Genomic DNA, 15,964 nt, shown 5'->3' on the forward strand with positions numbered 1-15,964 from the left:
GATTTTGTCGAAAAGCTTCTTTATTTCCTTAATATGCTTTTTCCACAAACTTATTTTTTTAAACAAACGATCATCCTCTGACTTAAGGGAGGGGCAACGGGTGGAAAATATCCATGACTTATGGGATCGCGTGCTCGCGGAGATTGAACAAAAAATCAGCAAGCCGAGCTTTGAAACTTGGCTCAAGTCAACAAAAGCCCACTCTTTACGAGGTGACACGCTCGTCATCGTAGCCCCGAACGAGTTTGCTAGAGATTGGCTTGATTCTCGCTACTCTCATTTGATTGCGGAAACGATCTACACCATCACGGGCGAAGAATTGGCCGTCAAGTTTATCATTCCGCCAAATCAGGATGATGAAGAACTAGAGTTCCAGTCATCTAAGAAAAAGCAACGGAAACCGTATGAAGAGACAAACGATTTCCCACAAAGCATGTTAAATCCGAAATACACGTTCGATACGTTTGTCATCGGCTCCGGCAACCGGTTCGCCCATGCCGCTTCACTGGCGGTCGCTGAGGCTCCGGCCAAAGCATACAACCCCTTGTTTATCTATGGCGGCGTCGGACTTGGAAAAACACACTTAATGCACGCGATCGGCCATTACGTGATTGAACATAACCCATCGGCGAAAGTGGTCTATTTATCTTCAGAGAAGTTTACGAATGAGTTTATTAACGCCATCCGAGACAACCGCCCTGACGACTTTCGCAACAAGTACCGGAACGTTGACGTCCTACTGATCGATGATATTCAGTTTTTGGCCGGAAAAGAACAAACGCAAGAAGAATTTTTCCATACGTTTAATACGCTGCACGAGGAGAGCAAGCAAATCGTCATCTCAAGCGATCGACCGCCGAAAGAAATCCCAACACTCGAAGACCGCTTGCGTTCGCGCTTTGAGTGGGGGCTCATCACCGACATTACGCCGCCTGATCTGGAGACGCGGATCGCTATCCTCCGCAAAAAGGCGAAGGCGGAGGGGTTTGACATTCCAAACGAGGTAATGCTTTATATCGCCAATCAAATTGACTCGAACATCCGCGAGCTTGAGGGCGCTCTCATTCGCGTCGTCGCTTATTCGTCGCTCATCAACAAAGAGATCACCGCTGACTTGGCAGCAGAGGCATTGAAAGACATCATCCCGAGCGCAAAGCCGAAGGTAATCACGATTCAAGACATTCAGCGCGTTGTTGGACAGCATTTCAACATCAAGATGGAAGATTTTAAAGCGAAAAAGCGAACAAAATCGGTCGCGTTCCCTCGGCAAATTGCCATGTATCTCTCCCGCGAACTGACCGACTGTTCGTTGCCGAAAATCGGCGATGAATTTGGGGGACGCGATCATACAACCGTCATCCACGCCCATGAAAAAATATCAAAGCTTTTGCAAACCGATACGCAGCTGCAAAGGCATATACAAGAGATTCAAGAAAAGCTGAAGCAACTGTGAACAACTGTCTCGGTTTTATGCACAGCTTATCCACATGTGGACAGGCTGTGCTTGCTTCGCTTTTTTTGTTTATCCACATACTAACAAGCCATACGACTAGTACTACGGTTTTTATCTTTATATTTTTATAATTTATTTCCGACGATCTAAAGAAACGGGGAGGAACAGCAACGTGAACATTTCCATTGACCGCGAAGCGTTGGCCAAGAGCGTCCAAGACGTGATGAAAGCCGTATCGACAAGAACGACGATTCCGATTTTGACCGGAATCAAACTAACAGCAACCGCCTCGGGAGTAACGCTGACCGGAAGCGATTCCGACATTTCAATTGAATCGTTTATTCCGCTTGAAAAAGAAGGCAAGTTGCTCGTTGACGTGAAAAGACCGGGGAGCATCGTACTGCAGGCGCGCTTTTTCTCTGAAATCGTGAAAAAACTGCCGCAACAAACGGTGGAAATCGAAACGGAAGACAACTTTTTGACGATCATCCGCTCGGGGCACTCAGAATTCCGCCTCAATGGGCTAAACGCCGACGAATATCCGCGCCTGCCGCAAATTGAAGAAGAAAACGTGTTTCAAATCCCGGCTGATTTATTGAAAACCGTGATTCGACAAACGGTGTTCGCCGTTTCTACATCGGAAACGCGCCCAATCTTGACAGGTGTCAACTGGAAAGTTGAACATGGCGAGCTTGTCTGCACAGCGACCGACAGTCATCGCTTAGCCATGCGCAAAGTGAAAATTGAGTCGGAAAATGAAGTATCATACAACGTCGTCATCCCTGGAAAAAGTCTTAATGAGCTCAGCAAAATTTTGGATGACGGCAACCACCCGGTGGACATCGTCATGACAGCCAATCAAGTGCTATTTAAGGCCGAGCACCTTCTCTTCTTTTCCCGGCTGCTTGACGGCAACTATCCGGAGACGGCCCGCTTGATTCCAACAGAAAGCAAAACGACCATGATCGTCAATGCAAAAGAGTTTCTGCAGGCAATCGACCGAGCGTCCTTGCTTGCTCGAGAAGGAAGGAACAACGTTGTGAAACTGACGACGCTTCCTGGAGGAATGCTCGAAATTTCTTCGATTTCTCCGGAGATCGGGAAAGTGACGGAGCAGCTGCAAACGGAGTCTCTTGAAGGGGAAGAGTTGAACATTTCGTTCAGCGCGAAATATATGATGGACGCGTTGCGGGCGCTTGATGGAACAGACATTCAAATCAGCTTCACTGGGGCCATGCGGCCGTTCCTGTTGCGCCCGCTTCATACCGATTCGATGCTTCAGCTCATTTTGCCGGTGAGAACATATTGACCCACCGCCCTCCTATTGGCGAAAACCATTCAGCTTCAAGGGCAAAAGCCGCCCGACAACGCTGCTTTTTCTCAAGTCCGATGAGAAGGCGGGCAACATCTATGCCCATCCTTCTCATCGGCTTTCTTTGCGAGTGGGCGGATTTTCCGGTAAAATAAAAGAATAGGCAGTTTGAAGGAAAGCGAGCGATGACACGGATGGAACAACGGGTGACGATTACAACGGAAACGATTACGCTGGGGCAGCTTTTGAAACTTGTGCGATTGATCGATACTGGCGGTGCGGCCAAATGGTTTTTGCAGGAACATCACGTGCTTGTCAATGGAGAACGGGAAAACCGGCGCGGGCGAAAGCTGAGAGACGGCGACCGGATCGACATTGAACCGTTTGGCACGTTCGTCGTCGTAAAAGCGGAGTAGGTGAAGGTTCGGTGTTTTTGACCAACTTAACGTTGACGAATTACCGGAATTATGAGTATGAAACGCTGAATTTCGGCGAGGGCGTGAACGTCATCTTAGGAGAAAATGCCCAAGGAAAGACGAACATGATGGAGGCCATTTATGTTTTGGCTATGGCGAAGTCGCACCGCACGTCCAACGATAAAGACCTTATCCGTTGGAATGAAGAGTATGCTAAAATAGAAGGAAGAGCGGAAAAACGAAGCGGGTCGTTAACGCTTGAGTTGCTTATTTCAAAAAAAGGAAAAAAAGCAAGATGCAACCATATTGAACAGCAACGGCTCAGCCAATACGTCGGCCATTTGAATGTCGTCATGTTCGCTCCCGAAGACTTGAATTTAGTCAAGGGAAGTCCGCAAGTGCGGCGCCGATTTGTCGATATGGAAATCGGGCAAGTGTCGCCTGTGTATATACATGATTTGAGCCAATACCAAAAGCTGCTGCAACAACGCAATCATTACTTAAAAATGATGCAGGCGCGCGAGCGGAGCGATGAGGCGGTTCTTGATGTGTTAACTGAGCAGCTTGTATTGCTGGCGGCCAAAATTACGCTGCGGCGCCGCCAGTTTTTGTCGCTGCTTGAGCAATGGGCGATGCCAATCCACTATGAAATCAGCCGCGGCGCCGAACAGCTTTGCATCCGATACGAACCGTCGGTCGACGTATCAGAAAAGGCGGAATTGTCGAGAATAGTAGAAGCATACAGTGAAACGTTCGCCGCCATGAGGGAACGGGAAGTTCTGCGGGGAACAACGTTGGTCGGCCCGCATCGCGATGACATCGCGTTTTTCGTGAATGGAAAAAACGTGCAAACTTTCGGTTCCCAGGGGCAACAACGTACAACCGCGCTAGCGGTCAAGCTGGCAGAACTTGAGCTCATCTTTTCCGAGTTAGGCGATTACCCCATTTTATTGCTGGATGATGTGTTGTCAGAACTTGATGACTTTCGGCAAACCCACCTCCTTGATGCCATCCGGAAAAAAGTGCAAACTTTTGTCACAACAACAAGCATTGACGGCATTAAGCACGATATCATTCAAGAAGCGGCTATTTATCGAGTCCATTCTGGTTCGGTAACCGCTCCTTCTTGACCGCGAGACCGTTGAACGTTTGCAAAGAAAGCGTAGGTGATCAGGCATGACAATGGAACAACGGGTTGAGCAGACGTACGATGCAAGCCAAATCCAAGTGCTTGAAGGCCTTGAAGCGGTCCGCAAGCGCCCGGGGATGTACATCGGCTCGACGGGGCCGAAAGGACTGCACCATCTCGTTTGGGAAATCGTCGACAACAGCATCGACGAGGCGTTGGCGGGCTATTGCACAAACATCGATGTGACGATCGGCAAAGACAACAGCATCACCGTCGCCGACAACGGGCGTGGCATTCCGGTTGACATTCACGAGGCGACCGGGCGTCCCGCCGTCGAAGTCATTATGACCGTCCTTCATGCCGGTGGGAAATTTGGCGGAGGGGGCTATAAAGTGTCCGGCGGCTTGCACGGCGTTGGCGCTTCGGTCGTCAACGCCTTATCGGAATGGCTCGAAGTTTACGTCTATCGGGATGGAAAAATCCATTACCAGCGGTACGAGCGCGGAGAACCGTGCACCGACTTGCAAGTCATCGGCGAGACAGACCGGACCGGAACGACGACCCGTTTTAAGCCGGACCCGGAAATTTTCACTGAGACGACCGAATTTGACTATGAAACGCTGGCCACTCGGTTGCGTGAGCTCGCCTTTCTAAATCGCGGCTTAAAAATCACGCTGACGGACGAACGGGTTGACAGCCGAAAAAACGAATATGTTTACGAAGGCGGCATTCGTTCATACGTCCGTCATTTGAACCGAACACGAGAAGTGCTGCACGAAGAGCCAATTTATATCGCTGGCGAGCGTGACGGCATTGCCGTAGAAATCGCCTTGCAGTACAACGACGGCTATACGAGCAATATTTATTCGTTTGTCAACAACATTCATACGCATGAAGGCGGCACACATGAATCTGGCTTTAAAATGGCGCTGACGCGCATTATCAATGATTACGCTCGCAAGCAGCAAATTTTTAAAGAAAACGACACGAATTTGACTGGCGAAGATGTGCGCGAAGGGCTGACGGCCATCGTGTCGATCAAGCATCCATCGCCGCAGTTTGAAGGGCAAACGAAAACGAAGCTCGGCAACAGCGATGCGCGCACGGTGACCGACGCTGTCTTTTCCGAACAATTTGAAACGTTTTTGCTTGAAAATCCGACGATTGCCCGAAAAATCGTCGAAAAAGGCATGATGGCGGCGCGGGCGCGGCTGGCGGCGAAAAAAGCGCGCGAACTGACGCGGCGCAAAAGTGCGCTTGAAATTTCCAATTTGCCGGGCAAACTGGCTGACTGTTCGTCAAGAGACCCGTCGATCAGCGAGCTGTACGTCGTCGAGGGCGATTCGGCCGGCGGCTCCGCGAAACAAGGGCGCGACCGCCATTTCCAAGCGATTTTGCCGCTGCGCGGGAAAATCCTTAACGTGGAAAAAGCGCGCTTGGACAAAATTTTGTCGAACAATGAGGTGCGGGCGATTATTACCGCCCTTGGCACGGGCATTGGCGAAGAGTTTGACATCTCAAAGGCGCGTTACCATAAGGTCATCATCATGACCGACGCCGATGTTGACGGGGCCCATATTCGCACGCTTCTTTTAACATTTTTTTACCGTTATATGCGGGAATTGATTGAACACGGCTACATTTATATCGCTCAGCCGCCGCTGTATAAAATCGAGCAGGGAAAACAGGTGCGTTATGCTTACAACGACCGCCAGCTTGAGAAAATCCTTGCCGAGCTGCCGGACCAGCCAAAACCGACGATTCAACGCTATAAAGGACTGGGCGAAATGAATCCGGAGCAACTTTGGGAAACGACGATGAATCCGGAAACGAGAACGTTGCTGCAAGTGAGCTTGCAAGACGCCATTGACGCAGATGAAACGTTTGAAATTTTAATGGGCGATAAAGTTGAGCCGCGCCGCCAGTTCATCGAAGAAAATGCCCGTTATGTGAAAAACTTGGACATTTAGGATAAAAAAAGAGGGAATCAGCCGCCCTCCTCGCTTCACCTTGCCGACGGGGACACCCGGCGCGCGAGCGAAGCGGCGCCCGCCGTCCGTCCGCGTCCGCCTGGCCGGGCGGTCCGGACTGGAGGAGGTTTCAAAGGGAGGTTTGAACGAATGGCAGAACACGAACAACCGCGCATCCGCGAAGTGAACATCAGCCAGGAAATGCGTTCTTCGTTTCTTGACTATGCGATGAGCGTCATCGTTTCGCGCGCCCTGCCGGACGTGCGCGACGGGCTGAAGCCGGTGCATCGCCGCATTTTATATGCCATGCACGACCTCGGCATGACTGCCGATAAACCGTATAAAAAGTCGGCTCGCATCGTCGGCGAAGTGATCGGGAAATATCATCCGCACGGGGATGCCGCCGTGTATGACACGATGGTGCGCATGGCGCAAGATTTCAACTACCGCTACATGCTTGTCGACGGACATGGCAACTTCGGATCGATTGACGGCGACGCGGCAGCAGCGATGCGCTACACGGAAGCGCGCATGTCGAAAATCGCCATGGAGCTTTTGCGCGATATCAACAAAGACACGATTGACTATCAAGACAACTATGACGGTTCGGAAAAAGAACCGGTCGTGCTGCCGTCCCGGTTTCCTAATTTGCTTGTCAACGGTTCATCCGGCATCGCTGTCGGAATGGCGACGAACATTCCGCCGCACCAGCTTGGCGAAGTGATTGATGCCTTGTTGGCATTAAGCCAAAATCCGGAGATGACGGTTGCCGATTTGATGGAATACATCCCAGGACCTGACTTTCCAACCGCTGGACAAATTATCGGCCGCAGCGGCATCCGCAAGGCGTACGAAACGGGTCGCGGCTCCATTACATTGCGCGCCAAGGCCGAAATCGAGCAGCAGCCAAACGGCAAGGAAACGATCATTGTGACCGAGCTACCTTACCAAGTAAACAAGGCGAAACTGATCGAGCGGATCGCCGAACTTGTGCGCGACAAAAAAATTGACGGCATCACCGACTTGCGCGACGAGTCGGATCGGAGCGGCATGCGCATCGTTATCGAAGTGCGGCGCGATGCCAACGCGAAGGTTGTGTTGAACAATTTGTACAAACATACGGCATTGCAAACGAGTTTTGGCATCAACATGCTTGCTTTGGTAAACGGCGAGCCGAAAGTGCTGAACTTAAAAGAGTGTTTGGAGCATTATTTAAACCATCAAAAAACCGTCATCCGCCGGCGGACGGCGTTTGAGCTGAAAAAAGCCGAGGCGCGTGCTCACATTCTGGAAGGGTTGCGCATCGCCCTTGACCATTTGGATGAAGTGATCGACCTCATCCGCCGCTCACAGACAACGGAGGCGGCACGCGAAGGGCTGATGGCGCGGTTCTCACTCAGTGAACGGCAAGCGCAGGCGATTTTGGATATGCGCCTGCAACGGTTAACCGGCCTTGAGCGGGAAAAAATCGAACAAGAATACCAAGACCTTGTCCGTCTGATCGCAGAACTGAGAGGCGTATTGGCCGACGAAGAGAAAGTATTGCAAATCATTCGCGATGAACTGAGCGAAATTAAGGAGCGGTTCAACGATGAGCGGCGCACGGAAATCGTTTCAGGAGCCGTTGAGCAGTTCGATGACGAGGATTTAATTCCACAAGAGCATGTCGTCATCACGCTTACTCATAAAGGCTACATCAAGCGCTTGCCTTTATCGACGTACCGGAGCCAAAAACGCGGCGGACGGGGCGTGCAAGGCATGCATACGGCGGAAGACGATTTTGTCGAACATTTGCTCATTACGTCGACTCATGACACCGTGCTGTTTTTCACGAATAAAGGGAAAGTATATCAGGCAAAAGGCTACGAGATTCCGGAATTCGGCCGCACAGCCAAAGGGCTGCCGATCATCAACTTGCTTGAGCTCGATAAAGATGAGTGGATCAACGCCATGATTCCGATTGAAAGCGAGTTTAGCGATGAACGCTACCTCGTGTTTGCGACAAAGCAAGGAATTGCCAAACGTTCCCCGCTTTCAGCGTTCGCCCATATTCGCAACAACGGGCTTATCGCCATCCATTTGCGCGAAGGGGATGAACTGATTTCTGTCCGGCTGACGGATGGCAAAAAGCATTTGATCATCGGTACGAAAAACGGCATGCTCATCCGTTTTCCGGAAACCGACGTGCGGGCGATGGGCCGCAGCGCGACTGGAGTCAAAGCGATCACGCTTGATGACGGGGATGAAGTAGTTGGCATGGAAATTTTAGAAGACCATCATGATGTGCTTGTCGTCACGAAAAAAGGGTTCGGCAAGCGCACTCCGGCCTCGGAATACCGCGTGCAAAGCCGCGGGGGCAAAGGATTGAAAACGTGCAACGTCACGGATAAAAACGGTCCTGTCGTTGCGGTGACAACCGTCGTCGGCAATGAAGACGTCATGGTGATCACGACCGGCGGCGTGCTCATTCGCATTGCCGTCAGCGATATTTCTCGGACGGGAAGAATCGCCCAAGGCGTTAAGCTCATTCGCCTCTCTGGCGAAGATGGGCATGAGTGCGTCGCTACGGTGGCGAAAGTGCCTGAGGAAGAAAGGGACGAGGAATAAAGAAGAAGATCATTCAGCCTAACGGAAACGGCGCTTCGCCTATAGGCGCGGGGCGTCGTTTTTCTGTTTCAAAAGCCTGCCATCGCGGCCAAAATCATGTTACGATAGAAATACAGAGAAAAAAAAAGACAAAGGGGGCACTAATCGATGGTCCGTGTGAAACGCTCCCAGCTTCGCGAAGGATGCGTGCTCGCTGAAGATGTGCTCGGCAAGACGAAACGTCCAATTATACCGAAAAACACCGTGATCACGAAACCGTTGCTACTCGTACTTGAAAAATTCCTCGTTGAGGAAGTGGACGTTGAACCATTGCTTGCTAACGGTGAACCATTTCCCAACGTCGATTCCGCATCAACGGCGGTTGCCAAACAGCCGATGGCTTTCTACTTAGAGGCGGTCCAACGATACAAAACATGGTTTCAATCGTGGCAAGCCGGTTTGCCGGTTGATATCGGCGAAATCAGAGGGGTCATCATTTCGCTTTTTGAACGAATGGCGGGCCAAAAACGGGAGTTGCTTATGTTGCATCATTACGCAACAAAGGACGAATATTTGCACCATCATGCCGTCAGCGTCGGGCTGCTCGCGGGCTTTTTGGCCATGCAGCTTGGATACAGCGAAGGGGAATGCCACCAAATCGCCCTTGCCGGTGTGCTAGCAGACTGTGGCATGGCGAAAGTAAGTAAGAGAATTTTGACAAATCCGTCGGCGCTCACTGAAGCCGAGTTCAATGAAGTAAAGCAGCACCCTGTCTTCAGCTACCGCATGGTGCAAAAAATCCCTGCGCTAAACCATGGGGCAAAACTTGCTGTGTTGCAACATCATGAACGAAATGACGGCAGCGGCTACCCGCTCGGAGTAAAAGCAGAAAGAATTCACCCTTACAGCCAGATCGTTGCCGTCGCTGATGTCTACCATGCCATGACTTCAGAACGGTTATACCGTCGCAAACAGTCGCCGTTTCGGGCCATTGAAACGATGCAAAGGGAGCAGTTCGGCAAACTGAGTACAGAAGCTGTCGCCGCGCTGGTGAACAATCTCATCGGCCTACAAACAGGAGCCGTCGTCAAACTCTCCAACGGCGAAATGGCTGAAGTGATGTTTATTCCTTCGGACGAGCCAGCCCGGCCGATCGTCAAGATCATCGAAACCGGACAGTTGCTGTCACTAAGCGTTCAGCGGGACATATATATCGAGGAAATGGTGCAAGGTTGATCAGTGTCAGTTCCAAAAAATACTATTGCCTAAACAACATCCACATGATACAATCAACATTGCTTGTGACGGTAAAGAAATAAAAAAGTTGTTGACTTTTCGTTGTCCATGGGTTATTATTTAATAGCTGTCATCATTAAGGGACAGCGAAAAAGCTCCTTGAAAACTAAACAAAACGCAAGCGTCATAAGAAAAGCTGAGGCTCGCGGGTCGCCGCGATGGGCAAATGTTCTTCGCCTGCAGGGATTTACAATCCCGAAGGCGAAGGTTATTTGACCCCGAGAGGCGGCGGGCCGAAGCTGGACAATGCGAAAAGCTGAGGCCGCTTGCCTATCGGCGAAACGCGCTGAGAGGCCCGCGAGCGGGCTTAGCCCGCCGCAGCGGGACACGAAGCGTCGCGAGCCGATAGCGGCCGAAGCTGGACAATGCGAAAAGCCAATCAACTTTCTTTGGAGAGTTTGATCCTGGCTCAGGACGAACGCTGGCGGCGTGCCTAATACATGCAAGTCGAGCGGACCAAATCGGAGCTTGCTCTGGTTTGGTCAGCGGCGGACGGGTGAGTAACACGTGGGCAACCTGCCCGCAAGACCGGGATAACTCCGGGAAACCGGAGCTAATACCGGATAACACCGAAGACCGCATGGTCTTTGGTTGAAAGGCGGCCTTTGGCTGTCACTTGCGGATGGGCCCGCGGCGCATTAGCTAGTTGGTGAGGTAACGGCTCACCAAGGCGACGATGCGTAGCCGGCCTGAGAGGGTGACCGGCCACACTGGGACTGAGACACGGCCCAGACTCCTACGGGAGGCAGCAGTAGGGAATCTTCCGCAATGGGCGAAAGCCTGACGGAGCGACGCCGCGTGAGCGAAGAAGGCCTTCGGGTCGTAAAGCTCTGTTGTGAGGGACGAAGGAGCGCCGTTCGAAGAGGGCGGCGCGGTGACGGTACCTCACGAGAAAGCCCCGGCTAACTACGTGCCAGCAGCCGCGGTAATACGTAGGGGGCGAGCGTTGTCCGGAATTATTGGGCGTAAAGCGCGCGCAGGCGGTCTCTTAAGTCTGATGTGAAAGCCCACGGCTCAACCGTGGAGGGTCATTGGAAACTGGGGGACTTGAGTGCAGGAGAGGAGAGCGGAATTCCACGTGTAGCGGTGAAATGCGTAGAGATGTGGAGGAACACCAGTGGCGAAGGCGGCTCTCTGGCCTGCAACTGACGCTGAGGCGCGAAAGCGTGGGGAGCAAACAGGATTAGATACCCTGGTAGTCCACGCCGTAAACGATGAGTGCTAAGTGTTAGAGGGGTCACACCCTTTAGTGCTGCAGCTAACGCGATAAGCACTCCGCCTGGGGAGTACGGCCGCAAGGCTGAAACTCAAAGGAATTGACGGGGGCCCGCACAAGCGGTGGAGCATGTGGTTTAATTCGAAGCAACGCGAAGAACCTTACCAGGTCTTGACATCCCCTGACAACCCAAGAGATTGGGCGTTCCCCCTTCGGGGGGACAGGGTGACAGGTGGTGCATGGTTGTCGTCAGCTCGTGTCGTGAGATGTTGGGTTAAGTCCCGCAACGAGCGCAACCCTCGCCTCTAGTTGCCAGCATTCAGTTGGGCACTCTAGAGGGACTGCCGGCGACAAGTCGGAGGAAGGTGGGGATGACGTCAAATCATCATGCCCCTTATGACCTGGGCTACACACGTGCTACAATGGGCGGTACAAAGGGCTGCGAACCCGCGAGGGGGAGCGAATCCCAAAAAGCCGCTCTCAGTTCGGATTGCAGGCTGCAACTCGCCTGCATGAAGCCGGAATCGCTAGTAATCGCGGATCAGCATGCCGCGGTGAATACGTTCCCGGGCCTTGTACACACCGCCCGTCACACCACGAGAGCTTGCAACACCCGAAGTCGGTGAGGCAACCCGCAAGGGAGCCAGCCGCCGAAGGTGGGGCAAGTGATTGGGGTGAAGTCGTAACAAGGTAGCCGTACCGGAAGGTGCGGCTGGATCACCTCCTTTCTAAGGAGAAAAGCGGAGGCCGCCCGCCTATCGGCGAGGTGCGCTGGAGGGCCTGCGAGCGGGCTTAGCCCGCCGCAGCAGGACCGAAGCGTCGCGAGCCGATGGCGGCCGGAGCTAGACATTACGAAAAGCGGAGGCGCCGAGATCGGCTCTCGAAGCCAAATGTTCTTCACCCGCAGGGGTGCTTGCACCCCCGAGGGGGAAGGTTATTTGGCAGAAGAGAACCAGGCGCCGGAGCTAGACAGAATTTCTTGACAAAACCTATCAGTTTGATTATAATGACGCTTGCTGTTTTGTTTAGTTTTGAGGGAACTTATTGTTCCTTGCAATGTGTATATGGGCCTATAGCTCAGCTGGTCAGAGCGCACGCCTGATAAGCGTGAGGTCGGTGGTTCAAGTCCACTTAGGCCCATTGGATGGGGCCTTAGCTCAGCTGGGAGAGCGCCTGCTTTGCAAGCAGGAGGTCATCGGTTCGATCCCGATAGGCTCCACCATATCAAGGTAAGAGGTTTCAACGTAGTTGCTTTGTATCTGTGCCTGCGTCTGCTAGCGGGTTCAGGGAAGCAAGATTCCTCGGCACAAAGCCGCAAGGAAGTTTGTTCAAAGAAGTCGCTTTGCGTCTACAAGTGAATTCAGAGAAGCTGGATTCCTCGACGCAAACCAGCGAAGAAGCGAATTCAAAGGAGCTACTTTGCGCCTTCGTCTTCCAGCAGGTTCAAGGAAGATGGATTCCTCGGCGCAAAGCTGCAAAGAAGCAGACTCAAGGCAGCAGCTTCGTTCCTTGAAAACTAGATAACCGATAAAGCAAAGGAAGAAGCCGAGAGCGCAATAGGTTAAGCTAGAAAGGGCGCACGGTGGATGCCTTGGCACTAGGAGCCGATGAAGGACGGGGCAAACGCCGAAACGCTTCGGGGAGCTGTAAGCAAGCGTTGATCCGGAGATGTCCGAATGGGGGAACCCACTGTCCGTAATGGGGCAGTATCCATGCCTGAATCCATAGGGCATGGAGGGCACACCCGGGGAACTGAAACATCTTAGTACCCGGAGGAGAAGAAAGCAACCGCGATTCCCTGAGTAGCGGCGAGCGAAACGGGAACAGCCCAAACCAAGAGGCATGTCCTCTTGGGGTTGTAGGACCGCTCACGATGGGAGTGAGAAAGGAACGGGGTAGACGAACCGGTCTGGAACGGCCGGCCAGAGAAGGTGAGAGCCCTGTAGTCGAAACTTCGTTCCCTCCCGAGCGGATCCTGAGTACGGCGGGACACGAGGAATCCCGTCGGAAGCAGGGAGGACCATCTCCCAAGGCTAAATACTCCCTAGTGACCGATAGTGCACCAGTACCGTGAGGGAAAGGTGAAAAGCACCCCGGGAGGGGAGTGAAAGAGAACCTGAAACCGTGTGCCTACAAGTAGTCAGAGCCCGTTGATGGGTGATGGCGTGCCTTTTGTAGAATGAACCGGCGAGTGACGATGGCGTGCGAGGTTAAGCCGGAGAGGCGGAGCCGCAGCGAAAGCGAGTCTGAACAGGGCGTGTGAGTACGTCGTCGTCGACCCGAAACCAGGTGATCTACCCATGTCCAGGGTGAAGGCCGGGTAACACCGGCTGGAGGCCCGAACCCACGCACGTTGAAAAGTGCGGGGATGAGGTGTGGGTAGGGGTGAAATGCCAATCGAACTTGGAGATAGCTGGTTCTCCCCGAAATAGCTTTAGGGCTAGCCTCGGGTTTAGGAGTCTTGGAGGTAGAGCACTGATTGGGCTAGGGGCCCAAACCGGGTTACCGAACCCAGTCAAACTCCGAATGCCAATGACTTATGCCCGGGAGTCAGACTGCGAGTGATAAGATCCGTGGTCGAGAGGGGAACAGCCCAGACCGCCAGCTAAGGCCCCGAAGTGCACGTTCAGTGGAAAAGGATGTGGAGTTGCAAAGACAACCAGGATGTTGGCTTAGAAGCAGCCACCATTTAAAGAGTGCGTAATAGCTCACTGGTCGAGTGACTCTGCGCCGAAAATGTACCGGGGCTAAACGTGCCGCCGAAGCTGCGGGATGACCGTTGGTCATCGGTAGGGGAGCGTTCTAAGGGCAGAGAAGCCAGACCGGAAGGACTGGTGGAGCGCTTAGAAGTGAGAATGCCGGTATGAGTAGCGAAAACAGAGGTGAGAATCCTCTGCGCCGAAAGCCTAAGGGTTCCTGAGGAAGGTTCGTCCGCTCAGGGTTAGTCGGGACCTAAGCCGAGGCCGAAAGGCGTAGGTGATGGACAACAGGTTGAGATTCCTGTACCACCTTCTTCCCGTTTGAGCGATGGGGGGACGCAGGAGGATAGGGCGAGCAGGCGGTTGGAAGAGCCTGTCCAAGCCGTGAGGCTGATCCGCAGGCAAATCCGCGGATCATAAGGCCAAGCGGTGACGGCGACGGATTGATCCGGAAGTCCCCGATTTCACACTGCCAAGAAAAGCCTCTAGCGAGGGAAGAGGTGCCCGTACCGCAAACCGACACAGGTAGGCGAGGAGAGAATCCTAAGGCGCGCGGGAGAACTCTCGTTAAGGAACTCGGCAAAATGACCCCGTAACTTCGGGAGAAGGGGTGCTCTTTGGGGTGAAGAGCCCTGAAGAGCCGCAGTGAAAAGGCCCAAGCGACTGTTTATCAAAAACACAGGTCTCTGCGAAGCCGAAAGGCGACGTATAGGGGCTGACACCTGCCCGGTGCTGGAAGGTTAAGGGGAGCGCTTAGCGGAAGCGAAGGTGCGAACCGAAGCCCCAGTAAACGGCGGCCGTAACTATAACGGTCCTAAGGTAGCGAAATTCCTTGTCGGGTAAGTTCCGACCCGCACGAAAGGTGTAACGACTTGGGCGCTGTCTCAACGAGAGACCCGGTGAAATTATACTACCTGTGAAGATGCAGGTTACCCGCGACAGGACGGAAAGACCCCGTGGAGCTTTACTGCAGCCTGATATGGAATTTTGGTATCGCTTGTACAGGATAGGTGGGAGCCTGGGAAGCCGGAGCGCCAGCTTCGGTGGAGGCGGCGGTGGGATACCACCCTGGCGGTATTGAAATTCTAACCCGCACCCCTTAGCGGGGTGGGAGACAGTGTCAGGTGGGCAGTTTGACTGGGGCGGTCGCCTCCCAAAAGGTAACGGAGGCGCCCAAAGGTTCCCTCAGAATGGTTGGAAATCATTCGGAGAGTGCAAAGGCACAAGGGAGCTTGACTGCGAGACGGACAGGTCGAGCAGGGACGAAAGTCGGGCTTAGTGATCCGGTGGTTCCGCATGGAAGGGCCATCGCTCAACGGATAAAAGCTACCCCGGGGATAACAGGCTGATCTCCCCCAAGAGTCCACATCGACGGGGAGGTTTGGCACCTCGATGTCGGCTCATCGCATCCTGGGGCTGTAGTCGGTCCCAAGGGTTGGGCTGTTCGCCCATTAAAGCGGTACGCGAGCTGGGTTCAGAACGTCGTGAGACAGTTCGGTCCCTATCCGTCGTGGGCGGAGGAAATTTGAGAGGAGCTGTCCTTAGTACGAGAGGACCGGGATGGACGCACCGCTGGTGTACCAGTTGTCCCGCCAGGGGCACCGCTGGGTAGCTATGTGCGGACGGGATAAGCGCTGAAAGCATCTAAGCGTGAAGCCCCCCTCAAGATGAGATTTCCCACCGCGTTAGGCGGGTAAGATCCCTCGAAGATGACGAGGTCGATAGGTCCGAGGTGGAAGCGTGGCGACACGTGGAGCTGACGGATACTAATCGATCGAGGGCTTGACCTATGAGCGGCTTCTTCCAACGGTTATCTAGTTTTGAGGGAATGAACATCCTGTTGACAAATCCAACAGGATGGATATAATAATTACTGTCCAAGATGAT

Annotated in this window: 7 protein-coding genes, 2 tRNA genes and 2 rRNA genes; all 11 read left to right on the forward strand. The window is 53.1% G+C overall.

All coding sequences use genetic code 11. The annotated features are described in order from the left end of the window. Positions 1 to 100 precede the first annotated feature (100 nt). The 11 genes from dnaA to GHH_RS00060 all read left to right on the forward strand — a co-directional run bounded on the left by dnaA (position 101) and on the right by GHH_RS00060 (position 15,867). On the forward strand, positions 101 to 1,453 hold the full coding sequence (gene dnaA, locus GHH_RS00005) for a chromosomal replication initiator protein DnaA (protein WP_011229517.1): 1,353 nt from the start codon (positions 101 to 103) through the stop codon (positions 1,451 to 1,453). 172 nt (positions 1,454 to 1,625) lie between these two features. Further along, positions 1,626 to 2,762 (forward strand): DNA polymerase III subunit beta, encoded by a 1,137-nt coding sequence (dnaN, locus tag GHH_RS00010; protein ID WP_015373695.1) that lies wholly within the window; start codon positions 1,626 to 1,628, stop codon positions 2,760 to 2,762. A 188-nt stretch (positions 2,763 to 2,950) separates the two neighbouring features. Further along, the gene (yaaA, locus tag GHH_RS00015; RefSeq protein WP_012820418.1) at positions 2,951 to 3,181 is read left to right on the forward strand and encodes a S4 domain-containing protein YaaA; all 231 of its coding nucleotides are present in this window, start codon (positions 2,951 to 2,953) and stop codon (positions 3,179 to 3,181) included. A gap of 11 nt (positions 3,182 to 3,192) precedes the next feature. Further along, positions 3,193 to 4,311, forward strand: a complete 1,119-nt coding sequence (gene recF, locus GHH_RS00020) for a DNA replication/repair protein RecF (RefSeq protein WP_012820419.1) — start codon at positions 3,193 to 3,195, stop codon at positions 4,309 to 4,311. Between the two features lie 46 nt (positions 4,312 to 4,357). Beyond that, complete coding sequence (gene gyrB, locus GHH_RS00025; RefSeq protein WP_014194553.1) at positions 4,358 to 6,280, forward strand: DNA topoisomerase (ATP-hydrolyzing) subunit B; 1,923 nt, start codon at positions 4,358 to 4,360, stop codon at positions 6,278 to 6,280. A gap of 150 nt (positions 6,281 to 6,430) precedes the next feature. Next, entirely contained in the window at positions 6,431 to 8,887 is a 2,457-nt protein-coding gene (gyrA, locus tag GHH_RS00030) for a DNA gyrase subunit A (protein ID WP_011229522.1), read from the forward strand. 147 nt (positions 8,888 to 9,034) lie between these two features. Then, positions 9,035 to 10,102: an HD-GYP domain-containing protein gene (locus GHH_RS00035; RefSeq protein ID WP_014194554.1), complete on the forward strand. Its 1,068-nt coding sequence runs from the start codon at positions 9,035 to 9,037 to the stop codon at positions 10,100 to 10,102. 446 nt (positions 10,103 to 10,548) lie between these two features. Next, positions 10,549 to 12,106 (forward strand): 16S ribosomal RNA (locus tag GHH_RS00040). A gap of 338 nt (positions 12,107 to 12,444) precedes the next feature. Continuing rightward, positions 12,445 to 12,518: transfer RNA gene (locus GHH_RS00045), tRNA-Ile, on the forward strand. 6 nt (positions 12,519 to 12,524) lie between these two features. After that, positions 12,525 to 12,600: transfer RNA gene (locus GHH_RS00050), tRNA-Ala, on the forward strand. Positions 12,601 to 12,937: 337 nt separating this feature from the next. Further along, a 23S ribosomal RNA gene (locus tag GHH_RS00060) occupies positions 12,938 to 15,867 on the forward strand. Together the 16S and 23S rRNA genes with 2 tRNA genes alongside form the textbook arrangement of a ribosomal RNA operon. Positions 15,868 to 15,964 lie beyond the last annotated feature (97 nt).

The organism is Geobacillus sp. GHH01, assembly GCF_000336445.1.
GTDB lineage: Bacteria > Bacillota > Bacilli > Bacillales > Anoxybacillaceae > Geobacillus > Geobacillus zalihae.